General features: G+C 37.9%; 32 protein-coding genes. All 32 read right to left on the bottom strand.

Translation table 11 applies throughout. The annotated features are described in order from the left end of the window. Window positions 1-26: 26 nt before the first annotated feature. The 32 genes from flhA to flgM all read right to left on the bottom strand — a co-directional run bounded on the left by flhA (window position 27) and on the right by flgM (window position 25686). Complete coding sequence (gene flhA, locus BM137_RS00515; protein WP_092479105.1) at window positions 27-2108, bottom strand: flagellar biosynthesis protein FlhA; 2082 nt, start codon at window positions 2106-2108, stop codon at window positions 27-29. A gap of 48 nt (window positions 2109-2156) precedes the next feature. Further along, complete coding sequence (gene flhB / locus BM137_RS00510) at window positions 2157-3242, bottom strand: flagellar biosynthesis protein FlhB (protein ID WP_092479103.1); 1086 nt, start codon at window positions 3240-3242, stop codon at window positions 2157-2159. Window positions 3243-3258: 16 nt separating this feature from the next. Then, window positions 3259-4029 (bottom strand): flagellar biosynthetic protein FliR, encoded by a 771-nt coding sequence (gene fliR / locus BM137_RS00505; protein ID WP_092479101.1) that lies wholly within the window; start codon window positions 4027-4029, stop codon window positions 3259-3261. Next, window positions 4029-4292 (bottom strand): flagellar biosynthesis protein FliQ, encoded by a 264-nt coding sequence (gene fliQ / locus BM137_RS00500; protein ID WP_092479099.1) that lies wholly within the window; start codon window positions 4290-4292, stop codon window positions 4029-4031. The genes fliR and fliQ overlap by 1 nt, the downstream gene beginning before the upstream one ends. 9 nt (window positions 4293-4301) lie before the next feature. Beyond that, window positions 4302-5024 (bottom strand): flagellar type III secretion system pore protein FliP, encoded by a 723-nt coding sequence (fliP, locus tag BM137_RS00495; protein WP_092479599.1) that lies wholly within the window; start codon window positions 5022-5024, stop codon window positions 4302-4304. A 26-nt stretch (window positions 5025-5050) separates the two neighbouring features. Next, window positions 5051-5440, bottom strand: a complete 390-nt coding sequence (locus tag BM137_RS00490) for a flagellar biosynthetic protein FliO (RefSeq protein ID WP_092479098.1) — start codon at window positions 5438-5440, stop codon at window positions 5051-5053. A 24-nt stretch (window positions 5441-5464) separates the two neighbouring features. Further along, the gene (locus BM137_RS00485; RefSeq protein ID WP_092479095.1) at window positions 5465-5932 is read right to left on the bottom strand and encodes a flagellar basal body-associated FliL family protein; all 468 of its coding nucleotides are present in this window, start codon (window positions 5930-5932) and stop codon (window positions 5465-5467) included. Beyond that, entirely contained in the window at window positions 5932-6678 is a 747-nt protein-coding gene (locus BM137_RS00480; RefSeq protein WP_092479093.1) for an OmpA family protein, read from the bottom strand. Before BM137_RS00480 ends, BM137_RS00485 begins: the two co-directional genes overlap by 1 nt. After that, a complete protein-coding gene (locus BM137_RS00475) occupies window positions 6671-7480 on the bottom strand; it encodes a motility protein A (protein ID WP_092479092.1) in 810 nt (269 codons plus the stop codon). The genes BM137_RS00480 and BM137_RS00475 overlap by 8 nt, the downstream gene beginning before the upstream one ends. Further along, complete coding sequence (locus tag BM137_RS00470) at window positions 7480-7686, bottom strand: flagellar FlbD family protein (RefSeq protein ID WP_092479090.1); 207 nt, start codon at window positions 7684-7686, stop codon at window positions 7480-7482. Before BM137_RS00470 ends, BM137_RS00475 begins: the two co-directional genes overlap by 1 nt. Window positions 7687-7767: 81 nt before the next feature. Beyond that, window positions 7768-8628: a flagellar hook-basal body complex protein gene (locus BM137_RS00465; RefSeq protein ID WP_092479089.1), complete on the bottom strand. Its 861-nt coding sequence runs from the start codon at window positions 8626-8628 to the stop codon at window positions 7768-7770. A 79-nt stretch (window positions 8629-8707) separates the two neighbouring features. Next, window positions 8708-9082 carry a flagellar biosynthesis protein gene (locus BM137_RS00460; protein WP_092479087.1) on the bottom strand — a complete coding sequence of 125 codons (375 nt, stop codon included), beginning with the start codon at window positions 9080-9082 and terminating at the stop codon, window positions 8708-8710. Beyond that, complete coding sequence (locus tag BM137_RS00455; RefSeq protein WP_092479085.1) at window positions 9066-9515, bottom strand: flagellar hook assembly protein; 450 nt, start codon at window positions 9513-9515, stop codon at window positions 9066-9068. Before BM137_RS00455 ends, BM137_RS00460 begins: the two co-directional genes overlap by 17 nt. Before the next feature lie 13 nt (window positions 9516-9528). Further along, complete coding sequence (locus BM137_RS00450) at window positions 9529-10911, bottom strand: flagellar hook-length control protein FliK (protein WP_092479083.1); 1383 nt, start codon at window positions 10909-10911, stop codon at window positions 9529-9531. A 35-nt stretch (window positions 10912-10946) separates the two neighbouring features. Next, window positions 10947-11381, bottom strand: a complete 435-nt coding sequence (gene fliJ / locus BM137_RS00445; protein WP_244887615.1) for a flagellar export protein FliJ — start codon at window positions 11379-11381, stop codon at window positions 10947-10949. A 35-nt stretch (window positions 11382-11416) separates the two neighbouring features. Further along, entirely contained in the window at window positions 11417-12733 is a 1317-nt protein-coding gene (gene fliI, locus BM137_RS00440) for a flagellar protein export ATPase FliI (protein WP_092479081.1), read from the bottom strand. A gap of 7 nt (window positions 12734-12740) precedes the next feature. Further along, on the bottom strand, window positions 12741-13490 hold the full coding sequence (locus tag BM137_RS00435) for a FliH/SctL family protein (RefSeq protein ID WP_092479079.1): 750 nt from the start codon (window positions 13488-13490) through the stop codon (window positions 12741-12743). Continuing rightward, window positions 13474-14481 (bottom strand): flagellar motor switch protein FliG, encoded by a 1008-nt coding sequence (gene fliG / locus BM137_RS00430; protein ID WP_092479077.1) that lies wholly within the window; start codon window positions 14479-14481, stop codon window positions 13474-13476. The genes BM137_RS00435 and fliG overlap by 17 nt, the downstream gene beginning before the upstream one ends. 3 nt (window positions 14482-14484) lie before the next feature. After that, complete coding sequence (gene fliF, locus BM137_RS00425) at window positions 14485-16083, bottom strand: flagellar basal-body MS-ring/collar protein FliF (RefSeq protein WP_092479075.1); 1599 nt, start codon at window positions 16081-16083, stop codon at window positions 14485-14487. 25 nt (window positions 16084-16108) lie between these two features. Next, complete coding sequence (fliE, locus tag BM137_RS00420; protein ID WP_092479073.1) at window positions 16109-16429, bottom strand: flagellar hook-basal body complex protein FliE; 321 nt, start codon at window positions 16427-16429, stop codon at window positions 16109-16111. A 78-nt stretch (window positions 16430-16507) separates the two neighbouring features. Further along, complete coding sequence (flgC, locus tag BM137_RS00415; RefSeq protein ID WP_092479072.1) at window positions 16508-16939, bottom strand: flagellar basal body rod protein FlgC; 432 nt, start codon at window positions 16937-16939, stop codon at window positions 16508-16510. Window positions 16940-16967: 28 nt separating this feature from the next. Further along, a complete protein-coding gene (flgB, locus tag BM137_RS00410) occupies window positions 16968-17345 on the bottom strand; it encodes a flagellar basal body rod protein FlgB (RefSeq protein WP_092479070.1) in 378 nt (125 codons plus the stop codon). A gap of 545 nt (window positions 17346-17890) precedes the next feature. After that, complete coding sequence (gene fliS / locus BM137_RS00405; protein ID WP_244887614.1) at window positions 17891-18256, bottom strand: flagellar export chaperone FliS; 366 nt, start codon at window positions 18254-18256, stop codon at window positions 17891-17893. 41 nt (window positions 18257-18297) lie between these two features. Further along, on the bottom strand, window positions 18298-18654 hold the full coding sequence (locus BM137_RS00400; RefSeq protein WP_092479068.1) for a hypothetical protein: 357 nt from the start codon (window positions 18652-18654) through the stop codon (window positions 18298-18300). A 41-nt stretch (window positions 18655-18695) separates the two neighbouring features. Further along, a complete protein-coding gene (fliD, locus tag BM137_RS00395) occupies window positions 18696-20141 on the bottom strand; it encodes a flagellar filament capping protein FliD (RefSeq protein WP_092479066.1) in 1446 nt (481 codons plus the stop codon). 14 nt (window positions 20142-20155) lie between these two features. After that, complete coding sequence (locus BM137_RS00390; RefSeq protein WP_092479064.1) at window positions 20156-20515, bottom strand: flagellar protein FlaG; 360 nt, start codon at window positions 20513-20515, stop codon at window positions 20156-20158. A 135-nt stretch (window positions 20516-20650) separates the two neighbouring features. Continuing rightward, window positions 20651-21589 carry a flagellin N-terminal helical domain-containing protein gene (locus BM137_RS00385; RefSeq protein ID WP_092479061.1) on the bottom strand — a complete coding sequence of 313 codons (939 nt, stop codon included), beginning with the start codon at window positions 21587-21589 and terminating at the stop codon, window positions 20651-20653. A gap of 44 nt (window positions 21590-21633) precedes the next feature. Beyond that, window positions 21634-22509 (bottom strand): flagellin N-terminal helical domain-containing protein, encoded by an 876-nt coding sequence (locus tag BM137_RS00380; protein WP_092479059.1) that lies wholly within the window; start codon window positions 22507-22509, stop codon window positions 21634-21636. 114 nt (window positions 22510-22623) lie between these two features. Next, window positions 22624-23559: a flagellar hook-associated protein FlgL gene (gene flgL / locus BM137_RS00375; protein ID WP_092479055.1), complete on the bottom strand. Its 936-nt coding sequence runs from the start codon at window positions 23557-23559 to the stop codon at window positions 22624-22626. A 6-nt stretch (window positions 23560-23565) separates the two neighbouring features. Then, entirely contained in the window at window positions 23566-25005 is a 1440-nt protein-coding gene (gene flgK, locus BM137_RS00370; protein ID WP_092479054.1) for a flagellar hook-associated protein FlgK, read from the bottom strand. Window positions 25006-25024: 19 nt separating this feature from the next. Beyond that, a complete protein-coding gene (locus BM137_RS00365; RefSeq protein ID WP_092479052.1) occupies window positions 25025-25393 on the bottom strand; it encodes a hypothetical protein in 369 nt (122 codons plus the stop codon). Next, a complete protein-coding gene (gene flgM, locus BM137_RS00360) occupies window positions 25393-25686 on the bottom strand; it encodes a flagellar biosynthesis anti-sigma factor FlgM (protein ID WP_092479051.1) in 294 nt (97 codons plus the stop codon). Before flgM ends, BM137_RS00365 begins: the two co-directional genes overlap by 1 nt. Window positions 25687-25963 lie beyond the last annotated feature (277 nt).

The following is a 25963-nucleotide window of genomic DNA, read 5'->3' as shown; positions in this document are numbered from 1 at the left end:
TTTATTTGGGTGTATCATTAGTGATGTCATGTTTCAATCATACCTTGTGTTTCAATTGGAATATCATTCGGCACTTCGTTTAGAGACAAGATCGGCAAGTCCGGGAAATTGAAAGCCAATAAATTTCTGACTGCTGGACGAATCTTAGGCGACGCCAACAACACATGAGGAATCCCATGACTGTCCAATTGATTATTGGAATACGTCAAGTTGTCAAAGAAATTCGTGATCTCATTTGGCTGAAGAGCCGGTATAGATCCTGCTGTAGATTTTCGTGTGCTTTGGCTGATTCGTTCTTCCAAATCTGGATGAAGCGTTACTACATGCAGCACACCATTTTGATCTAAGTGAGGTTTCACGATCGTTCTCTTCAACGCTTGCCGCACATACTCTGTCAGCACTTCTGTATCTTTTGTTGTATTTCCGTAGTCTGCCAATGTTTCCAAAATAGTGACTAAATCATTGATCGGAATATGTTCTTTCAATAGACTTTGAAGCACTTTTTGTACTTCTCCCAAGCGTAAAATATCTGGGATCAGTTCATCAATGACCACACTATATTTTTCTTTGATACCTTCGAATAATTGTTTCACTTCTTGTCTGCCTAATAATTCGAAACTGTGTTGTGTAATCGTCTCTTTCAAATGAGTGATCAATACGGTCAACGGATCTACAACGGTGTAGCCTTTGATATCTGCCATGTCTCGATCGCTTTCATCGATCCACATAGCATCTAAACCAAATGAAGGTTCTTTAGCTGGAATTCCATTGAATTCAAACGTAGACTCTCCTGGATCAATAATCAAGAATTTATCTAAATACAAACTTCCTTGTGCAACTTCATTCCCTTTGATCTTAATGACGTAATCATTTGGCGCTAATTGCAGATTGTCTCGAATACGAATCGGGTTTAGTAAGATCCCCATTTCTTGAGCACACTGACGACGTATGGCAGGGATTTGACTCGTTAAGTTGCTGTCTTGACGTTCATCCGCCAATGGAATCAAACCATATCCAATTTCGATCGAGATTGGGTCTACTTGGAAAGCCGTGATCGATTCTTCTTGGACTTTTTCATTCTCCGTCCGTTGAGCCGCTGCTTCTTTTATTTCAGTATCCTTTTCTTGATTCAATTTGGCTTTTTCGTTCTCGTCAATCAAATAACCAGCTGCAAAAGCAATTAACCCGATCAATAAGAATGGTATTGTCGGCATACCTGGTACAATAGCAAACAGCAGTAAAACTCCAGCTGCGATTTTGATAACTTTAGCATTGCCGAATAATTCTCCGCTTAATGAGCTTCCGAAACCCGTTTGGCTTCCAGAACGAGTCACTAAAATACCGGATGCAACAGATACCATCAATGAAGGAACTTGACTCACTAAACCGTCTCCGATCGTCAATTTCCCAAAATGGTCCAAAGCTTCCATCATTCCCATTCCTTGTTGCAGAGAAAAAATCAGGATTCCTCCGATCAAATTGATCAAGGTAATAATGATACCTGCAATAGCGTTCCCTTTAACGAACTTACTGGCTCCATCCATCGCTCCAAAAAATTGCGTTTCCCGTTCTAAATCTTTACGTCGTTTCTTTGCTTGAGCTTCTGTAATCAAACCAGCATTCATATCGGCATCAATAGACATCTGTTTCCCCGGCATAGCGTCTAATGTAAAACGAGCAGACACTTCCGACACACGTCCAGACCCGCTTGTCACGACCATCATATTAACAAGAATGATAATGATAAAAATAACCGCTCCAACAATAAAATTATTCCCAGCTACAAAGTTCCCAAACGTCTCGATCATTTGTCCGGCATTTCCTTGTGTCAATATCAAACGGGTAGACGAAATATTCAGCGCCAAACCGAACATCGTTGTGACCAATAATAAAGTAGGAAAAGTAGAAAATTCTAGAACCGTTTTTGTAAATAACGTCAGCAGTAAAATAATCAATGACAAAGAAATATTTACAGCCAACATAAAATCCAGTATAGGTGCTGGTAAGGGGATAATGATCATGGCTAAGATCCCGACCACCAAAACAGCAATTCCTATATCAGAAAAACGACTAAACTTTTCTATTCTCTCGTTTAAAGCACTTATCATTACATGATCTCCTTCGTCTGACTCTGATAGTATTCGTTTCATACCAGATTAAATCTTGTCTTTTTTCATTTCTTCCATTTGGTAAACTAACGCCATGATCTCAGCAACCGCTTGGTAAAGATCTACCGGTATGGGTTGTCCCACTTGGATATTTTTGTACAAATTTCTCGCTATCGGTTTGTTCTCTACAATTGGAACATCGTGTTCTCGAGCTCGTTCTCGAATTTTCTCTGCAATCAGATCTGCTCCTTTTACGACTACGATAGGCACTTCATCTTTTCCTTTTTCATACCGGATCGCGATCGCCAAATGAGTCGGGTTGGTGATGACAACTGCCGCTGTCTCCACATCTCTCATATTGCCGTTAATCATTTGACGGTGAAGTTGTTTCCGTTGAGATTTAACTTGCGGATCTCCTTCACTTTCTTTGTACTCATCCTTGACTTCTTGTTTCGTCATCTTCATCTTTTGGCTGAACTCATAGCGTTCATACACATAATCAGCGATTCCCAAAATCATTAACAGTACAGCCAAATTCGTGCCCACTGTTTTGATCAATTCCAAAAGAGTACTAAATATTTTTTCAGTGCCCAACTTACCTAAATTCACGATTACGTCAATAGAATCTGTCAATGCATTGTACGTTACCAAAAACACAAGAACCAACTTAAAAATGGTTTTTACTAAAGTGAAAGCAGCTTTTTTACTGAACATATTCTTAAAACCACTGACAGGATTAATCTTTTTCAAGCTCATTTTAATCGGTTCTTTTGAAAATAAGAACCTAGTCTGTAATCCAGCTGCCAATAAAGAAACAAAAAAGGCAATCAATAAAAAAGGAGCCGCAATAGTAAACAGCATAATGATCGATTGAACTCCGATACTGGCTAGGTTATTTCTTAATTCTTCTGTACCCAACTGGCTTCCCATCGTTAGTCCACTTGCCAAGAAGCCTTTCAAGTAAGCAAAGCTTCTCTCAAATACATACCAGCCAAGGGAGGTTGTCATCAAGGCAAACACTGTAAAAGAAATCGCCGAAGTCAAATCGCTGCTTTTAGCGATATCCCCTTTTTTTCGAGCGTCTTTTATTCGCTTGGGGCTGGCTTTTTCTGTTTTACTGTCTTTATCTTGCATGATCAATCACCTCTCTTTAACCAGGTAATGAACGCATGAATTCATTCATGTATTTCACCATCATCGGCATAATATCTTTAATACTTTCTGTCATCGGTGTCAAAACCACTAATGTCATCAACAAACTGACTAATACTTTCAGCGGCATTCCTAAAATCAATACGTTGATCTGCGGAACCGTTCTGGAAATCAACCCTAATACCACTTCAGCAATCAATGACGTCAGCATGAGTGGCAATGCTAAATTCAGTGCCAGCTCAAAAATCATTCCGAATAAGGTTACAATACCTTCCGTTCCAAAAGAACCTAAATCAGTGCTGTCTAACGGTAAATAACTGAATGATTTTACCAGAGTCTTGATGACTGCATGATGCAGATCCGTAAAAAAGAAAATACACATCGAGATCCAGTAAAAGATTTTCCCATAATTGGAAACGCTGATTCCTAGACTGGGATCATACACTTCACTCATTGAAAATCCGACTTGAAAGTCGATCAGCTTACCAGCCATTTCGACTGCTGAGAAAAACAATTGACAAATGTAACCAATGGCAAAACCGACTAGAACTTCTTTTAATCCGATAAAGAAAAATTCAACTACACCATCAATAGTCGTAACACTCGGCACAACAGAATAAACACCAATTGATATTCCTGCTGACAAAACCACTTTGACTAAGTTAGGCAGACCTGTAAAAGAAAATCCAGGACAGATCAAGATAAATGCAGACACTCGCATCAAGATCAATAAAGCTCCGTTCAATTCTGTTAGTAAGGCGTTATCCATCATAGACTCGCAATAGTTTCAAAGATTTTTTCAGTAAATTCAATCATTACATTCAGCATGAAATTACCGAATATGATCAAAGAGGCAATGACGGCTAATATTTTAGGCACGAAACTCAATGTCTGCTCTTGTAATTGAGTAGTGGCTTGTAAAATACTGATCACCAATCCTATAATCAAGGCAATAGCTAATGTTGGTCCTGCTACTTGAATGATAGCGAAAAAAGCTTCGCGCACAATGTCTAATGCTTGTTCTACTTTCATTTTTCACCTCTACTGAAATCCTGAAACAAGGGATTCTACTACTAAATACCAACCATCTACTAATACAAACAATAATAATTTAAACGGCAATGAAATCATGACTGGTGACAGCATGAACATCCCCATGGACATCAAGATACTTGCGACGACCATATCGATGACCAAAAATGGAATGAAAATCAAAAATCCGATGCTGAAAGCCGTCCGCAATTCACTGATCGCAAACGCTGGTGTCAAAACCGTCATTGATAAATTCTCTAAGTTTTCCGGTTTCTCTTCTCCAGAAATATCTAAAAATAATTGAATATCTTTTTCACGCGTTTGAGCAGCCATAAATTCTTTTAAAGGTCCTTCTGCTCTTTCTATCGCCACTTCCGTAGTGATTTCTTCATTCAAATACGGATTGATCGCATCTTCCATGATCTCATCTGTCACAGGACGCATAACGAAGAAAGTCAGAAAGATCGCCAATCCCATGATGACAATATTGGGCGGATTCTGCTGTGTTCCTAATGAACTTCTAGTAAAAGACAACACCACAATGATTCGTGTGAAAGCTGTCGTTAAAACCAAGAAGGCTGTTCCAAAGCTTAACAGGGTAAGCAATAAAAACAATTGAACTGTTTCAGCATTTTCTCCTGCTCCACTATCAAGAGCAGAAGTGATAGTGTCCATGATTTCTGTTGCTCCTACTTGTTGGGGAAACCCAAACAATCCTATTATTCCGCCCATGACAAGCAAGACTTTTTTCAACACGTTTAGTTCCTCTTTTCAGTATAAGTTTGAATTTTTTCTTGAATTTTTGTGTAGATCTCTTTAAATTGTTCCGTATCTAATGAGCTTTGTCCGGCAGAAAGTTCTTTTTCTTTTCTCATCGCTATGATTGCTTGGCTCTCATCTTCGGTGAATTCTTTTAAGATCTCATTTCGTCCTTCTGTAAAACTCATCAAATAATAGCTTCCCAATATTTCAACAATACATATAGACGAATTTTTATTGACCGGCATCCGTTCAATAATACGGATCGCCTTTGTTTGCTTATTCATTATGGTATTCATATAACCCAATAGTTTATTGGCTAAAAAGATGATTACTATTAATGCGAGAACGCTTTTCAACACATATTCAAGCCCTGTTCCAAAACCCATTCTTTAACTCCTCATTTTCTTCATCTATTGTGTGACGATGTTGGTTATGTATACTTCATTGACTAAATCTGATCCAATCTCTTGGTTGATTTTCGTTTTTAATTCACTTTTGATCACCAATTCGCCGTCTTCTGAAGCAGTATACAGTGAATCACTTGTTTTGTTTCTTAATACAGCAATAACGGCATCTCTTACTTGAGCCGTTTTTTCTGTGATAGTGGCTTCGGCATCTTTTTGCGAACTGTGAATCGATAATTCAATTTGCAAGTATTGATCTTTGTTGTTCTCTCCAGGAGTTAAATTAACCAAGAACTGCTCTAAAGGCACGGTAGTTTCTTCGCTTGAGTCAAAAACTGTTGCCGTTACTTCTTGAATTTTTCCTGTACTGAAACCAATACCTACAAGTGTTCCGACCGTCAACAGTAGTAAAATGATGACTACGATCAAAACTGGTTTCAACTTATTTTTTGATTCAGGAGTTGCATTTTCCATCAACTTTCCTCCTTAAATTCTTCATATAATATGACAATGTTTACTCGTCTATTTTCTGCTCTGTTTTTTGCTGTATCATTGGGAGCGATTGGTTGGTACTCTCCATAACCGCGAGCTGATAATCGAGTTGGATCAACTTGTTTTTCTTCGCTAAGATATCTTAAAACAGAAACTGCTCTCGAAGTAGATAATTCCCAATTGCTTGCGTATTGTGCATTACTCATTGGAACATTATCTGTGTACCCCTCGATGATCACTTCATTAGGAACTTGGTTGATCAGTTCTGCCAAATTATCTAATGTCTCTTTACCCGATCCTACTATATCTGCACTGCCTGATGTGAAAAGAATAGAATCTTTGATATCCAAATAAATTCCTTCAGAATCGATTTTGATACTAATATTCCCTTCCATTCCTTGTTCTTTCAATTCTTTTTCCATTTCTTTATACATTTCGACTAATTCTGGCGGGATTTCTTCCCCTGTTGTTTCGACACCCTCGATTTCTTCTACATCTCCATTATTAGTCGGAACCACCGTTGTCTCTTCAGGCAGTAATCCATCTTGACCTGTAAAAGCTAATGACATAGACGCAGAGGCCTGATCAAACTTCGATTCAACCACACTAGACATAGAGAATAATAGAATAAAGAAGGTTAACAATAGCGTCATCAAATCGGAGAAGGTTGTCATCCACCCTGGAGAGCCGCTACTTTCTATAAATGTTGTTTTCCGTTTTCTAGCCATAATTTCTTTCCTTTGTCAAATCAGCTTCGACTGCATCAGAGTCAAGCTCACTATTGGAGGCAGGCAAGTAACTTCTTAATTTTTGCTCAATGACGCGCGGATTCTGACCAGCTTGGATAGACAATACTCCTTCAATAGCCATTTCGCATAATTGCATTTCTGCTTCCGTTTGAATTTTTAAATTCGTTGCTATTGGTAAGAAGATCATATTGGCCAGCAAACTTCCGTAGAAGGTTGTGATCAATGCTGTCGCCATCCCCGAACCAATAGTACTAGGATCTGTTAATTGTCCCAACATGATGATCAATCCGATCAATGTTCCCAACATACCAAATCCGGGAGCAAGTTCTCCCCATTTATTAAAAATATTTTGTCCGACACTATGTCTTTTCTCAATATTTTCTGCTTTGATCTCCATAATTTCTCGAATATCTTCTGGATCAGATCCATCTACAACCATTTCTAAACCATACACCAACATTTCATTGTCCAGCTCTTTGATGTCATTCTCGATGGCTAGTATCCCTTGACTTCTGGTCTTTTTAGAAATATCTACGACAGTAGCAATCAGCTCTTCTTCTTTGATGTCTGATTGTAATAGTAATTGTTTCAACACATTTGGTATTTTCTTTAAATCGGTTAAAGGAAAACTAACTAATAGCGCACTAAATGAACCGCCTAGTGTAATGACAAGTGAAGGAGCGTCTATAAAAGCAGCAATAGGACCGCCTGACGTTATAGACCATACCAACAACCCGATCCCTAAGGCTATACCGATTAAAGGAACCATATTTTTTTTCATTATTTCTCCTCACCCTCTGGTAATTGAGTATAGATTTTACGTTTAAAGGCAATGATTTTTTCAATAATATCTTCTTCAGGATCAACCACTCTGATTGTTTTTCCATCTACTAAAGTAATGATCGTATCAAAAGTGTGTTCCATTTTGTAAATCAAATCGCAGTTCAAATAAAATTCTTTACCTGAAACTGAAGTTAAAGCAATCATTCTACTTACCCCGCTTCTCTCTTCGAAACTTGCTTAATGGAACTGAAAGTCCCATTAAGCAGTATGTTTACCTATTTATTCTTAACGTTTCAGGTTGATCAATTCTTCCAACATTTGGTCAGAAGTCGTGATACTTCTTGAGTTTGCTTGGTAAGCACGGTTTGTAACGATCATTTCGGTAAACTCATTTGCTAAGTCAACGTTTGACATTTCTAAGAAACCAGATTGAACTTTTCCATATCCAGCATCCCCGGGCTTGCCTACTGTTGCAGTTCCAGAGTTTGCTGTCGACACGTACAAGTTGCTGCCGGCTTTTTCCAATCCATCTGGGTTAGAAAAGCTTGTCAAAGCCATTTGTCCAAGAACATAAGAATTTCCATCACTGTAAGTTCCTCTGATCAATCCCGTATTGTCTACAGTGTAGCTTTGCAAGTTAAATGTATTTCCCCCAACTGTACGAGTAGCTGAAATTTCTAAAGATACTAATTCAACTGGATTACCTGATTCAACTATCCCAGAACCATTTTCTGTCGCTGCATATCCCATTACATTCAATCCGCTTGAAGTCACTAAGTTGCCGTTAGCGTCCGTATAAAATCCGCCATCACGTGTATATGAAATTTCCACTCCGTCATTTCCACTAACGGTGAAGAATGAGCTGTCGCCGTTTTCGATTCCGAAATCTAGAGCTCTACCAGTAGTTTGCAGTGATCCGCCTGTCATGATCGTATCGATCGATCCGGTTTGTACCCCCAGACCTACTTGTTGTGCGTTGATTCCTTCTTGAGCATTTGCATTCGTTTGGCTGATCATATCTTCAAAGCGCACACGGCCTGCTTTAAATCCTGTGGTACTTACGTTTGCGATGTTATTTGAAATAACGTCCATTTTCGTTTGTTGACTTTTCATTCCTGTAACGCCAGAGTATAGTGATTTTAACATGTTAATTTCCTCCATTCAGTTGTACCCACTTCTATCAGTCCATGGGTCTTGGCTTCCGTTAGGTCCAGCCAGTTTATCATCAAATATGTATTGCGCTGTCTATGTTGGTAACTGTTCTCATTTCGCTTGTTTTTTGTGCTGTAATAATCGTTCGGTTGTCGATGCTGGCAATCAATGCCATATCTTTAAAAAATATCAGCGAGTCTCTGGAACCTTTTTGATTCAATTCATCAAACGCTGATTCCAGTGTCTGCATATCATTGCTTTCCAGCTGCAGACCTCTTTCCTCCAACCTTTTTTGTGCATGACGTGAGATCTTCACTTCTTTTGTGTTGTCTGCTTGCGCCGCTGCATCGGTTAAAAAAGTGCTGAATGTGCGATCGATTTTAGGATTTACAGTAGTTTTAGTCTGTACATTAGCCGGTGATGGAGTTCCATCAATTCTTAGGTTCATTTGCTTTGACACCTACTTCTACTACATCATTTAAAGCATATTCTTTCCCATTGATTTGAAGCGTTGCGTAACCTTCTGTGTAACGGACTTTTTCGACCGTTCCAGTGACAAAAGTGGTTTCATCCAGAACTTTCACTTCTTTACCCAACATATCTAATCCTTGTTGCTGCTGCATCATCAGCATGTTCGTGGTTACCGTTTCTGTTAAAGCAGTCAATTGATCTACCATATTGAACTGAACGATTTGAGAAATGTAATCTCCGCTTCCTCCATCATTACTGCCGCCGCCTTCTCCAGATGAAATAGGAGGGTTGCTGATTGAAGCAGCCATGATTTTCAAAAAGTCTTCTGAACTTAATTCAGCATTTGTTTTTTGTTTCGATCCTCTGATGCTTTCAGTAGAACCGATAGTAAAATTTGTTGGAATATCCATTTTATTCTCCCTTTCACGCCAAAATACTCAGACGCCCTGTTGAATCAGCGGTTTCCTCTTCTACAACTGTTGAGTCTGTATTATTGTCCGTAGATTCTGTAAATCTGCTTGGAACAGCGTGATCTTGATTTCCAGCTTCATGCTGCGAACTGCCGGCAAATGAAAAATCGGTTGCTTGCGGCAAATTGATCTGAACAGTCATTTCTTGCAAATGAATGTTTTTCTGCGCTAAACTAGCTGTCAATTGCTTCATGCTGTTGTCCATCAATTCTTTTGTTTCCGTACTTTCTACGACGATCTTTGTATACAGTTGCTGTTCTCGTATTTGGATCTCAATCTTCATGTTTCCCAATGATTCTGGAGACAGACTTAATCGTGCTGTTGTCTGTTGTCCTTCTTTCAACCCAGCGCTTTGATCAAAAATGACCTCACTTATCGCCTGAGTTAAGACTTGTTGATTCTTACTGCTGCTCTCGCTCGTCAACATTACCGGCAAAGCTATCTCTTTTTGCGGGTTTGCTGTCTGTGTAGGTACTGCAGTTAACTGATCTGTAAAGGATCCAGAAACTTTCATCCTCAGTTGAGATTGGATGTCCAAATCATCTTGACCAGTAGATACTTCTTCTGTTATCTGTTCAAACATGACCTGTTCGATCACTTGTTCAAATTCTGGCAACACAGTATTTTCTGTGTTTAAACCCATTGCAGATAGAAAGTTATTCTCCAACTTGTTCGTTGAAACTAAATCAATAACGGTATTTTCAGCATTCATAAAGGTTGAGTTAGCAGCATCTTTTTTCAAAGTTTGAGCTTGTGTTTTAAACACTCCTTCATTGTTTTGAGAAACGACTGTGGCTTGAGTTATTTTATCACCTAGTGAATCATCAACAACTGCTGGTTGAGCTGCTAGTTTGTCTTCACTTGTTGGCAAGTGTACTTCCCTTGGCTCAATGGATTGTCCGTTAGCATCATCTAGTCCCACTCTTTTACTTTCCAGAGCGATGTCTGTTGGATAGTCAAAAGAAAGTTCCTTAGAAGAAATGACTTTTGATTCCTGAGAAACTGAAGCAACTTCTCCTGTTTCTAAAGCAGGTTCCAGTTGAGCAGTCAGTTGTTGTTCAGCCATCTTCAATGGCTGGTAAAAGAACGCCGCTACATTAGGGTCAACTTGTTCTTCCAAAGAATCTGCCAGTTCTGCTTCTTGGTCCATCTCATTTTCAGAGACCTCCGTCTGTAAACCATGTTTACTTTCAGCTTGATTTGCTGATTGCTGCCCATTTTTTTGCATCGATTCTGTTAATTGAGCAGTAAATTCAATCGCATCTACTGGAGTAGTGGAATCAGGCAGACTTCCTGATTGTGTATGTAAAGCTGGTATGGATTGCGTCGCTTGCATAGGTATCACCTCCTTTCAAATAGTTTAAAGGCTTCCTAATAAAGAACTCGGCCGAAACTCAATGTTGCTATCTCATCTAATTGCTGCTGTTCTTCTTTCTTGATTAGTTCAGCAGTCGTCCACAATTCTTTTTCTTTCAACTTTTCCATGACTTTTCTATCTTTATGAGCCTCAAGCAATTCAGCTTGAGCCGCTTCCAGTTCTTTTTGCGTCAAATCTAATTGATTTTTTTGATGAATGATTTTTTCATCCAACAACGCTTTATAGAGTTGTTGGTGTCTCATATCATTGATCTTATTGATCTTTAAGCGATCGTTTTTGACTTTGATATTTTCTCTGATCAGATCCTCCAGCACAGCTTGTTGCGCGTCTAGTTTTACTTGGACTTGAGCTACTTTTCTTTTCGCTGTTTCTTCAAGATCTGAGCGCCAATCCAATATCTTTTCCATTGAAAATGTTTGACTTGCCAATTATCGCACCTCTTTTTCTCTCGCTGACTTGTTTCTTAAACTCCTTGGAACAATTGCGTCAAGGCTTCCTTCGTTTCCTCAAAGCTTGAAGGTTCATCGACATTTTGTTTCAAGAAATCTTTGATCGGACGATTCAGTTGAATCGCCCTATCTACTAAAGGGTTACTGCCTTGACGATAAGCTCCTACATCAATCAAATCTTTTGATTCTGCATAAACTGCAAGGTTTTCTTTTAACTTCCCTGACAATTGATAATGCTTTTCCTCAGTAATGTCTTTCATCAAACGACTGATACTGCTTTGGACATCGATTGCCGGGTAATGATTTTCAGAAGCGATCTTCCGAGACAAGACGATATGTCCATCTAAGATTCCTCGAACCGTATCAGCGATAGGCTCGTTCATATCGTCCCCTTCAACCAACACCGTATAAAAAGCAGTAATAGAACCTTTATCGGACATTCCGCTTCGCTCGAGTAATTTTGGCAGTGTCGTGAATACCGAAGGAGTATACCCTTTAGATGTCGGCGGTTCGCCAGTAGCTAAACCGATCTCCCGCTGCGCCATCGCTACACGTGTCACCGAATCCATCATCAAGACGACTTTTTTGCCTTGCTTCCTGAAATATTCTGCGATCGCCGTAGCAACTGAAGCACCTTTCAACCGAACTAAAGGCGGCATATCAGAAGTCGCACAAACGACTACTGATTTCTTATACCCTTCTGGACCAAGATCTTTTTCAATAAATTCTAAGACCTCACGTCCACGCTCACCGATCAATCCGATAACGATGATATCCGCTTCACAATAACGAGCGATCATGCCCAGCAACGTACTTTTCCCAACCCCGGAACCAGCGAATATCCCGACCCGCTGGCCTTCGCCAACTGTCAGTAAGCCATCAATCGCTTTGATTCCTGTTGAGATCACATCTTTGATCTTCATCCGTGTAAAAGGGTTAGGCGCACTTTGATTGACATTGAAATGTTCTCCATTGATTTCAATATCTTGATACATTGGACGGCCTAAACCATCCATCGTCGTTCCCAACAACTGCTCGCTGATCTCGATTTTCAATGTCGTTCCGGTTGGACGAACCAGACAACCTGGTCCAATACCTTCCACTTCATCAAGCGGCATCAATAAGACTGTTTCATCAACAAATCCTACTACTTCACTCAGCGCAACTTTGCCGCTGGATTTGATCAAGATCTCGCAGACTTCTCCAACGAAAGCATCCAGACCCTCAACTTTGATGATGATTCCGGTAACTTGGCTGACTTTTCCCATTTTTAAGTAATATGTATTCTTTTTTATGGAGGCTGTGTACTTTTCAAAAGGAATTTCTATCACGTTATCCTCACTCCATCGACTTCATTTCTTGAACCATTTTTTTAAGCTGCTTACCAATCTGCAAATCAGTAATATTGTGAGCTGTCTCGATCACACACCCATTTTTTTCCAGTGTGTGATCAGTCAGCACGATAAAACGAACTTCTACATATTTTTGTTCTAATAAAGCTAATTTTTCTTGCACCAATTCTTCTTGTTCTGGACGCACAGTCACCGTGATCAGCTTCTCCGTTTTGTTCATTCGCATCAATAAAGGTTTTACTAATTCCAACACTTGGTCAGAAGAAGCATCAATCGTCTGATGGACGATTGCTTCAGCCATCGTCGCCGCTAATTGAATCAATTGGTCTTGCTTTTCGCTGTAATATTCTGCCAGTTTTTCTTCTGCTTCTTGAACCATTGCATGAGCATGTTGGATCAAGATTACTGCTTCATTTTGGCCTTCTTGCATCGCTTTTTCAAACCCAGCTTTATAGCCTTCTGCGTACCCTTTTTGTGTACCTTCTTCAAATCCCGATTGCTGAGCAGCTTCTTTGATCTTTTCAGCTTCAAAGGATGCCTCTTCCAGCAATCGTATTTTTTCTTGTTCGGCTTCTTTCAAAAGTAGCTCAGCTTTCGATTGGATGGCTTCCTCTTCTTTTGAGCCTGCAACAAAAGCTGTCTCTTTTTTCTTCACTACAAAATTCGTAGTGATCTCTGCAAACTGCTCTTCGCTTGAGGCTTGCTCTGCCTTTATCACATTATGAAATAATGACATCACTTTCTCCTCTTCTCAAATAAATTTCGCCTTGTTCATCCAATTTGCGGATAGTAGCCACAACTTTCTGTTGCGCTTCTTCAACTTGGGACAAACGAGCAGGTCCTAAGAACTGCATATCTTCTTTCATAGTTTCTACTTGACGGTTAGACAAGTTGCTGTAAACAAAGTCTTTAATGTCTTCGCCGACACCTTTAAGTGCCAACAATAGATCATCTTTGTTAACGTCACGCAACACTTTTTGAACATCGGAACGTTCCAATGTAATGATGTCTTCGAAAGTAAACAAGTTCGCTTTCACTTCATCCGCCAAATCAGGCTGTCTTTCTTCCAACACTTGCATAATATTCTTCTCTGTACCTCTGCCTACTGAATTCAAGATCTCTACTAATGTTTGAACTCCGCCCACTGCTTCAGTTTTGTTTTCCACATAGTTGGAGAATTTATTCTCGATCACTTTTTCTATTTTTGTAATAATCGTCGGTGATGTGTGACTGATCGTACCGATTCGTTCAGCAATTTCAGATTGCTGTTCAATCGGAAATTCAGCTAACACAGCTGCAGCTTTTTCAGGCTGCATGTAACATAAAATCAACGCCACAGTTTGCGGCTGTTCTCCCAATAATAAGTTGGTCAATTGCTGCAAGTCTGCTTTACGAGCTATATCAAATGGACGCTCGCGCAATTGAATTTGATTCAACATGTCGATCACTTCTTTTGCGCGTTGAGGCCCTAACGCTTTATTCAATAAACTTTTCGCATAATCGATTCCGCCGTCAATGATGTATTCTCGAGCTTGCTGCATTTCAATAAACTCGTTAACGATCGTATCGCGTTCTTCAGGTTTAACATAGTCTATATTGGCTATCTCATAACTGATTTTTTGAATGATATTGTCCGGCAGCATCTTCATGATTTTTGAAGAGGCTTCAGAACCTAACGTAATCATCAAAATTGCTGCTTTTTTTAATCCGTCTGTCGTTGTATCCATCCGCTACTCTTCCTTCATCCAGATTTTAATCAAATCGGCTGCCATTTCTGGGTTCTGTTCGGCCATCGTTTTGACTTTATTTTCTTTTTCACTCATTGTTTTATTTAATTGCAATTTCAGATCAGCTTCTTCTTTTTCAGCCGCTTGTTGAGCTGCTTTTCGAGCAAGAGCCGCTTGGATGTCATCTTTCACGACAGATTGAATCGGTTCTTCTTCTACTTCGTCATAAAGATCATCAAATTCATCATCCGCTGCTCTTCTCTTCTTCAGGATACGCATCATTAATGTCAATAAAATGATCAATCCGATTCCGCCAGCAGCATAAGGCCAATTGTTCTTGAAGGCTTTTATCAATTCTTCTTGGAAATCTGATCCAATAATCGGCGCATCTTCATTAGCATCATCCGTTGCAAACGGTATTCCTTGAATAACAATGCTGTCTTGATCAGCTCCAATAGTCATTTGAGCAATTTCCCCAATTTGCGCTGATTGATCTAAATTCAAATTACCGTTATATACAATAGAAGCTGACAGTGATGTAACTGTTCCTGGAGCTTTTATGGTATGGGTAGTCGTTGTATCAATTTCATTGTTCACTGTTCGGTTGTAGCTCGAACCATCTTCGGCTTCGCCTTCCACGATGACGTTACTGATATTGTCGTTGCCGCCTGTTTCTTCAGTTGTCATATTCGATCCGTTGGCTTGTACGCTTTCGCTGCGGACAACTGGGCCATTCCCATAAGCATCATATTGAACAGCTTCTTCTTCAACTGCATCAAAATTCATTGCTACGCTGACAGATACGGTCAAATTGTTCATTCCGTAAATCGGTCCTAACGTTTCAATCAGCTTTTGTTCCATATCTTTTTCATAACTTGCTTCAATATCTCGGTATTGATTTTTCAGAGTAGCAGAATTGATACTTTCGTCGCCTATAGCGCTGCTAAGAAGGTTCCCATTGTTATCCACGATCTTAATATTCTCTTGCGGCAGGTTATCTACTGCTCCAGCCATTAAAGATGCGATCCCTTGGACTTCTGCAGGAGAGATATCGGCTTTTCTTGGTGTGATCACGACTGAAGCAGAAGCTTCTGCTCTGTTCTCTTGATCAACAAATACACTGTCTTCCGGCATCGATAAAATGACTTTTGCGCTCTTTACCGTGTCTAACGTACTGATTGCTCGTTCCAATTCACCCGATACAGCTCTTTGATACATGATATTTCGGTCTTCATCTGTAGCCATCATGCTTGATGTGTCGAAAATCTCAAAACCAATTGAGTTTTCTGGTACCATATCGTTCATCGCCAACTCGATACGGTATTTATCCACTAAAGAAGAGTCGATCAAGATCGTTGTTCCATTGTCTTCTAATTTGTACGCTACTCCTTGAGCTTCCAAATCATCCACGATCAATCCAGCGTCAGAAGCTTCCATTTCTGAAAACAACACGCTGTAATCTACTTTCTTTGTAATATATGTAAGACCCCCGACGACTAGAACAATCGCAATAAGAATCATAACTAACTGAGTCTTTTTGCTCTTATCTAACGCTTGCCATCCGCCTTGGACTTTCCCCCATGCTTGCTTTATGTTATCCATTTAAACGTAATCTCCTCAACTTTTTCTAGAATTGCATGTTTTTGACATCGTTATACGCTTCAATTGCCTTATTACGTACTTGAATGGCTAATTCTAAAGAAAGCTGAGCTTCAGTCGCTTGAATCATAACGTTATGTAAGTTATCCACATCACCAGTGATCAATCCTGTAATAGCTTCATTGGATGCTACTTGCTGGTGATTTAATTGCTCCATTGATTCACTAAGCAAATTATCAAAAGATGGAGCATCAGCGGCATTCGTTGTCACTGATTGAGTTGCGTTCTCTAAACCACCTGTTGTTGAAATACCATTCAGTAAACTGTTGTACATTGATTCTATGTTCATTGTCCTACTCCCTTATGCTTATCCTCATTTCGTTCTACTGTAGTGTACGCAAAACGAAACGTTAATTTTATTGTCACCCTATCGTGCTGAAATCTCTAAAGCTTTACTCAACATATTTTTACTAGCATTTGTAGCTGTTACGTTCGCCTCATAAGTACGAATGGTATTCATCATCTCAACCATTTCATCAGTCATATTGACGTTCGATTTATTGACGTAGCCAAATTCATCTGCGTCTGGATGAGTTGGGTTGTACTCGATGACGATCTCGTCACTAGCTTCAATCCCTGTTGCTCGGACACCAAAACTTTTTTGATTGATGCTCCCAGCCAAGTCAGACGTCTTTTGCATCAAACTTTCTTCAAAGACCACAGTTTTCTTTTGATAAGGTCCGCCTTCTTCGGTACGTGTCGTGTTCACGTTCGCAATATTGCTTGAAATCGTATCGAGCTTTAATCGTTCTAAACTCAGACCGCTGCTGTTGATACGCATTGAATCAAAAATAGACATTTGTTCTTCCTCCTATTGCCAAATTGCTTTATTTAGTGATGACACTGTTCAGCATAGAATATTTGGTATTCAACTGAGCGACCAGTGCATTGTAATACAAACTATTTTCTGATTGATCCATCATTTCCACTTCGATGTCTACATTATTCCCGTTGTCTTTGATAGAAGTGTTTGTTCGTTTGCTTACGATGGGTTGTACATCAGTCAAATCTGCAATACCGAAATGCTGATCATCTGTTTTCATTAAAGAAAAGCCATTAGATGCACTATTCAACAAGCTTTCAAATTCCACTTTATTAACTTTATAGCCGTTTGTATTAACGTTAGCAATATTGCTGGAAATCATTTCTTGTCGCAACTCAGCGGCGTTTAACGCATTTTTAATTAATCCAAATGTTTGATCCACTAATTTCACTCCTTGTCTTTTATATACTAGGTTTATGCATTTTTTATAATTCTACAGTTTCCTCTTACACCATTGAAAAGACTTTCACATAAACTTCCTTTTTACTAAGTAAAGAAAATAACTTTTTAAAATATGAATAAATATTCTTTTTGTATTCAAAACAGTTATTTAAATGAATAGTTAATACATATAAAAACACGCATTATTAAAGAAGAAAAGTTTATTATATTACAATATTTATATTTATGCATTTAATTAAATAACATACATTTTATGTATAATTTCTCTTTTATGACAAAACCTCTCGGCAAGATAAAGTATATGTTAAAGCAAATTGTTTGACAACGAGTTTTTTGTAATTCCTTTGTAAATCAAAGTAATTTTTTGACATTTTTTGTAACATTTAGTTATTATCTTATTCGAGGTATTGTGAAAAGCCGTACTTTTCATTGGTACAGCAAAGAAACCATCCTAACAAAGCAGGATGGTTTTTGGTATCCTATTCAATTATTTAAAATTGTCTAAATTTCAACTTTTTTATTCACTTAAATTTCTGCCCAAGCCTCGCGCAGCTCTTCCATCATTTCTCGGTTCTTTTGAATAATTGCAACATCTTTTGTTCTGTTTGCTTCGATCAATTTCGTCATAAGATACTCGTATATATCACTTAAATCTTGAGCAATTTGACCACCTTGATCTTTGTTCAAAGTCCCTGCCAATTCTGCAATAATGTCTTGAGCTTTTATTAAGGCTGTATTCGCTTGATCCAATTTATTCTCTGCAATACTTAGTTCAGCTAATTTCATATTTTTGATACATCCATCATACAATAAGACAACTAACTTTTTCGGACTAGCATTCAATATTTGGTTTTGTTTGTAAACATTTTGAGCATTACGTTGTTGCATCATGATTCTATTCTCCTTATGTATGTTCTTCCACAAGTTACGAGTTACATTCCTCTATCCACAAAAATAGGCTGTTGAAAAGAGGTATAATAGTTATCCACAACTTTATTCTTTTGGTTCATTTGCTTCATTTTATCTAGTATAGCTGCGCGGTCTTTTTTGATAACAGTCAATAAAGATTGTTGGCTCTCAACAATAGTTGCAACTTGATCTTGTTCTTCTTTTGTATAGCTTCCATTGCCTTGTCGATGCAGCATACTATCTACTTTTTTCAGCTCTGCTAGTAAAGTATGATTATTTGCAACAATCTCATTAGCCTGTTCACTGCTCCCATCCCACTTCTGTAAACCTTGGGATAGTTGATTCAATATTTCTAAACGATTAGATTGTTGATTTGTCATATTATACTATCCCTTCTCATCTTCCGTGCAGTTTTTTATAATTAAGCTTGTTGAGTAGTAGATCCAACTTGGCTCATTAGGTAGTTTAATTGTGATTCAGCTTCCATCATAGCAACATCTAAAGCTGTAAACTGCGTTATGTAGCGTTCGCGTTTACTTTCTAACCGTTCATTAAACTTAGTGATTTGCTCATCTAAATTTTTCATCATATTATCAATTGTTTCTGATTTAGTTATAATAATACCCGTTTTTTCGCCGATATACTCGTTAATAAAAGTTGTCATTTGTTGAGACAATCCAACTTGTTGTACTTCTCTTGTTTCAATTCCATCGGGGTTAGTTACTAATGTAGATTCTTCTCGAAAAAAGAAAGCTTGAACATCATTGGAATCCTCTGATAGAGCTTCTTTTAGTTTTGCAGTATCTAATGAAGCTGAGCCGTAGCGATCCACTTCTATACCTAAATCGGATAAAGTTTTAATCGGCTGACTAGAATCTTTAGCTGAACTGGTCATTAAAGAACGTAGTTGAGATTGCAACTTCATTAAAGAACTGTCTCCAGTCAATGCTCCGGTTGAATTCCCCTCGGCAGAAGGATCTCCAACATCTAATTGTTTATCAATGAAAGACATCACTGAATTATATTGATCAACAAACTCTTGAATAGCCTTCGTTGTTTTTTCAGTATCTTCTGCTATTTTTATCGTACTGATTTTATTATTCTCAATTACACCAGTCAATTCAAATGTTAGTCCTTCCACTACGTCAGTAATAGTATTCGAATTCCGCTCAATCTCAATACCGTTTACGCTTAACATAGCTGATTGGCCTAGAGTTGTTTGTACATCTTCTAAACCTAATTTGCTTGTGAATGAAACACCATCTTGGCCTTGTGTTTCATCTTTTATTTCAATCGTACGCGCTCCCATATCACTATCTGTTAATACAAGACGATTATCAATAATTGACGCTTGAAGACCAGATTTATTTTCTTTAGCAGTCTCATTAATTTTGGTGACAATACCTTTTAAACTATCCCCGTCTTCAACATCAATAAAAAAGTTTTTGCTATCCGTACTATCTTCTGTATTTACAGTTGTGAAGGTTAGTTTCCCAGAAAGCGATAACGCATCTGTAGTACTTCCAATAGTTCCAGAAGTCAATTGACTTGCCGTTGCCAGTCTTTTAACCGTAACACTATATGTCCCTTCAAAAGCATCTGTCCCAGCTGTTACTTTAAGTGCATTTTCATTACTATTACTGACTGTTTTAGAATCAAACGTGCCAGGTTCTTTTAGAACATCAAATTTTTTATACAATGTATCTAAACGTGTATTGATATCTTTCCAAGCATTTTTTTCGTTAGTTAATTCAGTCTGTTGATTCGTGTATTGGGTCAACTTTCCTGATTCAGCTTGAATCAATTGATCAATTGTATCCATTGTAATCCCTGAATAGGTTCCCATAATACTTGTACTACTTGCCATAATCTATCTCCTCGTTATTCTTTATTATCAATTACAAGTCCAACTCGTTTCCATATTTCAGCTATCATGTCTAACATTTTTTCTGGTGGAATTTCTTTGATGACAGCATTCGATTCTGTATCAACTAATTTCACCATGATTCTTTCTGTTCCTTCATGAATTTTATACTGAAATCGTGTATTCACTCCAAGAATTTGATCATTTATTTTATCCACTACTTTTTTTAGCTCTTCATCTGAAATGTTCTCTTCTACTTTATCATATTGAAGCTGTACTTCTGCTAGTTCTTTTTTAGAAACAAAAGATGACTTTTTATCATTATTGGAAACAGCTGTTATTGGCTTACTTGCTTGAATTGCATGATTTTCTGCCATGTCTCACACCTCCACCATGATAAAATAGAAGAATGGCTTTTCCCTATTTTAACCATATTATAGTTTTTTTATCAAACTATCAATAAAAAGCCGACTAGAGTCGGCTTTTTATTATCTAGCATGTTTTTAACTAAATTATTGTAATAATTGTAAAACGCCTTGAGGCATTTGGTTAGCTTGAGCCAACATTGCTGTTGAAGCTTGAGAAAGGATGTTTGATTTAGTAAAGCTCATCATTTCTTCAGCCATATCAACATCACGAATACGTGAGTTTGCTTCAGTTAAATTTTCTTTTGTAGTTGTTAAGTTATTGATTGTATGATCTAAACGGTTTTGGTTTGCTCCTAATTTTGAACGTTCTTCTGATACAGTAGCAATAGCGTTATCAATTGCCTCAATTGCAGCTGATGGACCAGTGGCTGGGCTAGCACCAACGTCATCAGCATTACCTGCTATTCCATCTGGACCATCACTTGCTGCTACTGCTGCAGCATCTACGTTAGTTACATCAATATCAGAAAGAAGAGTTCCTCCTGTTGAAGTTGTTTGGTCGTCTGCATATGATTGGCCTAGATAGTTGGAACTCATATCTCTAACGGTTATATTTAGTTTATCTTGTCCACCTGCGTTTGCTCCAATTTGAAGAGTAACATCAGCATCACCGTTCAGTAGTTTAGTACCATTAAATTCAGTTGTTCCTGCAATTCTATCTATTTCGTTAGTAAGTTCAGTAATTTCAGACTGAATTGCTTTCAAATCTTCTGTACTATTAGTTCCATTTGCTGCTTGGACAGATAAATCACGCATACGGTTCAGGATACTGTGTGTCTCATTCAACGCGCCTTCAGCTGTTTGAATTAATGAAATTCCATCTTGTGCATTACGAGTAGCTTGTGTTAATCCGCTGATTTGGTTTTTCATTTTTTCTGAAATGGATAATCCTGCTGCATCATCTCCAGCTTTGTTGATGCGTAGTCCTGAAGATAATTTAGCTAATGAGCTACTTTTTGCTGCGTTTGCTGAACCTAAACGTGAGTAAGTATTCATTGCTGCTGTATTTGTATTGATTCTCATGATGTATTTCCTCCTAATGATTGATTAATAAGTTTTTTTGTTGATTATTGTAATAATTGTAAAACGCCTTGAGGCATTTGGTTAGCTTGAGCCAACATCGCTGTTGAAGCTTGAGAAAGGATATTAGATTTAGTAAAGCTCATCATTTCTTCAGCCATATCAACATCACGAATACGTGAATTTGCTTCAGTTAAATTTTCTTTTGTAGTTGTTAAATTATTGATTGTGTGATCCAAACGATTTTGATTTGCACCTAGTTTTGAACGTTCTTCTGATACAGCTGCAATAGCATTGTCAATTGATTTTATAGCTTGTTCAGCACCCGTTATAGTTCCATCATTTTTCGGGTCTTCTACTCTAACATCTATATCCTCTAATACCACTCCCGTAGTAGTACCGTCAGATGCAACAGCCCCAATATCTCCCTTACCCATACCATCTATGTCAATTGTTAATGAGTCATTCGCACTTGTTTTTGAACCAATTTGTAATTTTACTGATGCGTCTCCATTTAACAGTTTTGTACCATTGAACTCAGTAGTTTCTGCAATTCTATCTATTTCAGTAGTAAGTTCAGTAATTTCAGACTGAATTGCTTCCAAATCTTCTGTACTATTAGTTCCATTTGCTGCTTGAACAGAAAGATCACGCATACGGTTCAAGATACTGTGTGTTTCGTTTAGAGCACCTTCAGCTGTTTGGATCAATGAGATCCCATCTTGTGCATTACGTGTTGCTTGAGTTAAGCCACTAATTTGATTTTTCATTTTTTCTGAAATGGATAATCCTGCTGCATCATCTCCAGCTTTGTTGATACGTAAACCTGATGATAATTTAGCTAATGAGCTGCTTTTTGCTGCATTTGCTGAACCTAAACGTGAGTAAGTATTCATTGCTGCTGTATTTGTATTGATTCTCATGTGTAATTCCTCCTATTATGTGGTGAAGTTATCGTCTTCAAAATCTATATCGGACAGTTTGACAGGTAGTTAAGTACTTTATTTTTCTTTTATAAAAAAAAAAAAGACTATCTTTTACAGATAGTCTAAAATACTAGTAGATAATATTTTTGTCCCCATCGCTAACGATGCTTGGTAAGCGGTCTGCTCCATAGTATACTCCATAAATTTTTCAGCTAAATCTATATCTTGTTTATCTGAACGCATCGATTCCAAATTCAAATTTTCAGCTGTACTACGTTCTTTAGCTGCTTCTAATCGATTGAATATTGCTCCATTTTCAGTTCTATTCGTAACGATATTATCTATTTCTTGCTCTGCTCTAACAAGTAATTCACCAGATAAAGATTCAACATTTCCTGTTTCCAAAGCTGATAAGGTTCTTGCTAAGAAGGTACCTAAATTATCTGGTGTATCAATCGAATTTCGTTCATTCAATAATTCCCTACCATCTGTTTTGAGTTCAACGGTAACGCCTTGAGCTATTCTTCTTGTTAGATTACCACTTGTACCTTCATCAGTTGTACCGGCATAATTCAAACCTGTCATTTCACCATTAGCATCTCTTTCAATACTGAATGGTTTAGTGGTCGTGTTTTGCCCAGAAAAAATATATTTCCCGCCGAAATTAGTATTCAAAGCATCAGTTAATGTCTGAATTTCTGCTTCAACTTCTTCTTTGATTATTTTGCGATCGTCATTATTTACGGTACCTGTTGCTGCTTGTTGAATCAATGTACGTATTCGAGATAAAGATTTTGTTGCTGCATCATACGCACTGTCTTGCATGTTTGAAAAATCAATCGAATCTTTGATTGTTAGCATGTATTCTTCATTTTGGATAATACTGTTGTTTAAATCCATTATTTCTGATACCAACATAGGATTGTCTGAAGATTTGCTTACTTCTTTTAAAGAAGATAATTGATTTTGGACTTTAGAAAGGTTTTTTAGATTGCTTTGAAGGTTATTGATAAAATTCGAAGACATGTAAGAATCAGTTATTCTCATCGTTCATTATACCCCCGTCCGGTTGATCAAAGTGTCCAGCATTTCAGAAATCGTTGAAATCATTCGAGAATTCGCTTGGAAAGCACTCTGATGTTGAATCATATTTGCTACTTCTTCATTGATTGAAACACCGGAAATTGATTGGCGTCGTTGATCTAGTAATTGCACTAAATCTTTTTGACTAGCAAACATATTATCTGATTGTTGTTTCGTAATTCCAATTTCTGTAACGATATCGTTATAACCATTAGAAACAGAAGTTCCATTAGGTTGATCTTCAAATGTCATAGTTGTTTCATCATAATCAAAAGTTGCATTTGAAGAGTAAACTAATTTCGTGTTTTGTAAATCAGCGATCGCTTGAGCTCTGCTTCCATCCCCTGCAGCTGGTTTGTCTAAAGATTTTCCTGAACTAACTTTTTCCGGATCCTTCACCAAGTCAGCTTGAACAGAAATGTTTTTCGCATAATTTCCGTCGGCACCTAGATCAAAGAACGGTTTCCCATATTCATTTCCATCACCGCTATGTATCGTATTGACTGCTGTAGCAAAAGTATAGGCAAAATCATTTAAATTAGCTACTTGCTTGTTAATTTCTGCCAATGCTTCTTGAGAACCCTTAGCTGATCCGCTGGTTAAAGTGATCTCTTTAGTAGTATCTCCAGCTAACACAACCTTTCCTTCTGGATTAGGTTGTACCGCAACAGCTAACTTTTGCATACTGGTTGGTGTTAACAACTCTTGACCGCCAATACTCACTGTAGCTTGGCGCATCTCGTCAAATTTCACTTCGACTCCAGCCAGTTCACTCATTTCACTCAATAAAGCGTCTTGTTTATCCAACAAGTCATTTGGTGTTTGACCACTGGAAATAGAGTAAGAAACTTGTTTGTTTAGAGAATGTAATTGCTCTAACTTGGTATTGAAGTCTTTCACATCTTGCTCAATACCTTTTAATGTATTTCCTTGCAGTTTTTCCAACTGAGTAGCCATGTGATTCATTGTATCGGTCATGGTTTCAGAATTTTGCACGACCATTGTTTTAGCCGTTGCTACTTCTGGGTTTGAGCCTAAATAAGTCCATGAAGCGAATACTTCACTTAAGTTGTTGCTCAAGCCTGTTTTAGACGGTTCATTAAAAATAGCTTCTAATTGTTGAAGCGCATCTGATTTTGATTCGAATTTTGCTAATGTACTGTTTTCGTCTCTCAATTGTTCTACTACAGCGTCATCTACTACACGTATCACGCCTGAAACACGCACGCCGGTACCTAATTGGCCGACACCAGATTTATTGAACGGGTTATTTGTTTCCAACGTTACTCGTTGTTTTGAATACCCATCTGTATTTGCGTTAGCTACGTTGTGACTGATTGTTTGCAGGACTGTCTGAGCTGACGTCATTCCTGATGTTGCTGAGTTTAACGATCCAAATAATCCGGACATTTTTCCACCTCTTCATTTCTTATAACGATTGATTGATCAATGTTGCTTGTTCATTACCCTTATAATAGCCTTTTTTCGAATACGTATTTCCTGAACTCTTTACCGTAGTCGTGATGGCTTTCAAGATCGTTTCTTGAAATTGAAGAGCTGTTTTCGTCAACATTAGATTCGTTTCTTGCAAATGTTTTATCTCCGCTAAAGGAGCTTTCAAAGCTTCATCAGCAAATGAATCTGGAGATAACGTTTCTAGTTGTTCTAAAAAGACTTGTTTTTCAGAAACAATTTCTACCACTTTCTCTGCATCATTTTCGATCAAAGCTTTTTTTTCGTCTTTTAGCAATTCAATAAAATCGGACAACAAAGCTAAGATTTTATTTTCTTGGCTCATTATTCTATGCCCTCACGTTGTTGACTCATGTCATCTACCATTTTATCAGCGATTTTTTCAGGTGAAACTTCATATGTTCCATTTAATACAGCTTGTTTGATGGCTTGTACTCTTTCGCTGAATGCGGCATTGTTATTGGCTTTAGCAACTTGTTTTGCAGCATCTGAGATTTCTACTTTTACAGCCTCTTCACTTACTGTTGCTTGAGGTTTGATATTTTTATTTTCAGTCGTTTCTTTATTGTAGCGGAGAGAATTATTCACATATTGGTTGTATCCATTATTGATTTTCATGTCTCCAGCTCCTTTCTATCTTGTCCATTAAGTTAATTTGTTTAGTCGATTCGTGTCTTTTATGACTTTCAAAGATTATATCGGACAGTTCCTTTAAATATTAACTCACTTTCTAATATTTATAAATGAAATCTTTTGTGAATTAAAAATGTATCACTTCATTTTGGATAATAAAGACACATTTCTACTCTCTATTTTTATTTGCGTTCCATTTTTAAAGCTGTTTTCTTCATAACGGCACGCAAAACACTATTCTCTAAAAGCAGACAGCAAAAAA

It is taken from the genome of Desemzia incerta, from assembly GCF_900115825.1.
GTDB classification, from domain to species: domain Bacteria; phylum Bacillota; class Bacilli; order Lactobacillales; family Carnobacteriaceae; genus Desemzia; species Desemzia incerta.
The sequence above is the reverse complement of the archived record's forward strand: the minus strand, read 5'-3'. Positions and strand labels throughout refer to the sequence as shown.

Bases quoted from the DNA above. Each gene is read 5' to 3' on its own strand.
- flhA (WP_092479105.1), bottom strand. From the start codon at position 2,108: ATGATAAGTGCTTTAAACGAGAGAATAGAAAAGTTTAGTCGTTTTTCT.
- flhB (WP_092479103.1), bottom strand. From the start codon at position 3,242: ATGCAAGATAAAGACAGTAAAACAGAAAAAGCCAGCCCCAAGCGAATA.
- fliR (WP_092479101.1), bottom strand. From the start codon at position 4,029: ATGGATAACGCCTTACTAACAGAATTGAACGGAGCTTTATTGATCTTG.
- fliQ (WP_092479099.1), bottom strand. From the start codon at position 4,292: ATGAAAGTAGAACAAGCATTAGACATTGTGCGCGAAGCTTTTTTCGCT.
- fliP (WP_092479599.1), bottom strand. From the start codon at position 5,024: ATGGGCGGAATAATAGGATTGTTTGGGTTTCCCCAACAAGTAGGAGCA.
- BM137_RS00490 (WP_092479098.1), bottom strand. From the start codon at position 5,440: ATGGGTTTTGGAACAGGGCTTGAATATGTGTTGAAAAGCGTTCTCGCA.
- BM137_RS00485 (WP_092479095.1), bottom strand. From the start codon at position 5,932: ATGGAAAATGCAACTCCTGAATCAAAAAATAAGTTGAAACCAGTTTTG.
- BM137_RS00480 (WP_092479093.1), bottom strand. From the start codon at position 6,678: ATGGCTAGAAAACGGAAAACAACATTTATAGAAAGTAGCGGCTCTCCA.
- BM137_RS00475 (WP_092479092.1), bottom strand. From the start codon at position 7,480: ATGAAAAAAAATATGGTTCCTTTAATCGGTATAGCCTTAGGGATCGGG.
- BM137_RS00470 (WP_092479090.1), bottom strand. From the start codon at position 7,686: ATGATTGCTTTAACTTCAGTTTCAGGTAAAGAATTTTATTTGAACTGC.
- BM137_RS00465 (WP_092479089.1), bottom strand. From the start codon at position 8,628: ATGTTAAAATCACTATACTCTGGCGTTACAGGAATGAAAAGTCAACAA.
- BM137_RS00460 (WP_092479087.1), bottom strand. From the start codon at position 9,082: ATGAACCTAAGAATTGATGGAACTCCATCACCGGCTAATGTACAGACT.
- BM137_RS00455 (WP_092479085.1), bottom strand. From the start codon at position 9,515: ATGGATATTCCAACAAATTTTACTATCGGTTCTACTGAAAGCATCAGA.
- BM137_RS00450 (WP_092479083.1), bottom strand. From the start codon at position 10,911: ATGCAAGCGACGCAATCCATACCAGCTTTACATACACAATCAGGAAGT.
- BM137_RS00435 (WP_092479079.1), bottom strand. From the start codon at position 13,490: ATGTCATTATTTCATAATGTGATAAAGGCAGAGCAAGCCTCAAGCGAA.
- fliG (WP_092479077.1), bottom strand. From the start codon at position 14,481: ATGGATACAACGACAGACGGATTAAAAAAAGCAGCAATTTTGATGATT.
- fliF (WP_092479075.1), bottom strand. From the start codon at position 16,083: ATGGATAACATAAAGCAAGCATGGGGGAAAGTCCAAGGCGGATGGCAA.
- fliE (WP_092479073.1), bottom strand. From the start codon at position 16,429: ATGAACATAGAATCAATGTACAACAGTTTACTGAATGGTATTTCAACA.
- flgC (WP_092479072.1), bottom strand. From the start codon at position 16,939: ATGTCTATTTTTGATTCAATGCGTATCAACAGCAGCGGTCTGAGTTTA.
- fliS (WP_244887614.1), bottom strand. From the start codon at position 18,256: ATGATGCAACAACGTAATGCTCAAAATGTTTACAAACAAAACCAAATA.
- BM137_RS00400 (WP_092479068.1), bottom strand. From the start codon at position 18,654: ATGACAAATCAACAATCTAATCGTTTAGAAATATTGAATCAACTATCC.
- fliD (WP_092479066.1), bottom strand. From the start codon at position 20,141: ATGGCAAGTAGTACAAGTATTATGGGAACCTATTCAGGGATTACAATG.
- BM137_RS00390 (WP_092479064.1), bottom strand. From the start codon at position 20,515: ATGGCAGAAAATCATGCAATTCAAGCAAGTAAGCCAATAACAGCTGTT.
- BM137_RS00385 (WP_092479061.1), bottom strand. From the start codon at position 21,589: ATGAGAATCAATACAAATACAGCAGCAATGAATACTTACTCACGTTTA.
- BM137_RS00380 (WP_092479059.1), bottom strand. From the start codon at position 22,509: ATGAGAATCAATACAAATACAGCAGCAATGAATACTTACTCACGTTTA.
- flgL (WP_092479055.1), bottom strand. From the start codon at position 23,559: ATGAGAATAACTGATTCTTACATGTCTTCGAATTTTATCAATAACCTT.
- flgK (WP_092479054.1), bottom strand. From the start codon at position 25,005: ATGTCCGGATTATTTGGATCGTTAAACTCAGCAACATCAGGAATGACG.
- BM137_RS00365 (WP_092479052.1), bottom strand. From the start codon at position 25,393: ATGAGCCAAGAAAATAAAATCTTAGCTTTGTTGTCCGATTTTATTGAA.
- flgM (WP_092479051.1), bottom strand. From the start codon at position 25,686: ATGAAAATCAATAATGGATACAACCAATATGTGAATAATTCTCTCCGC.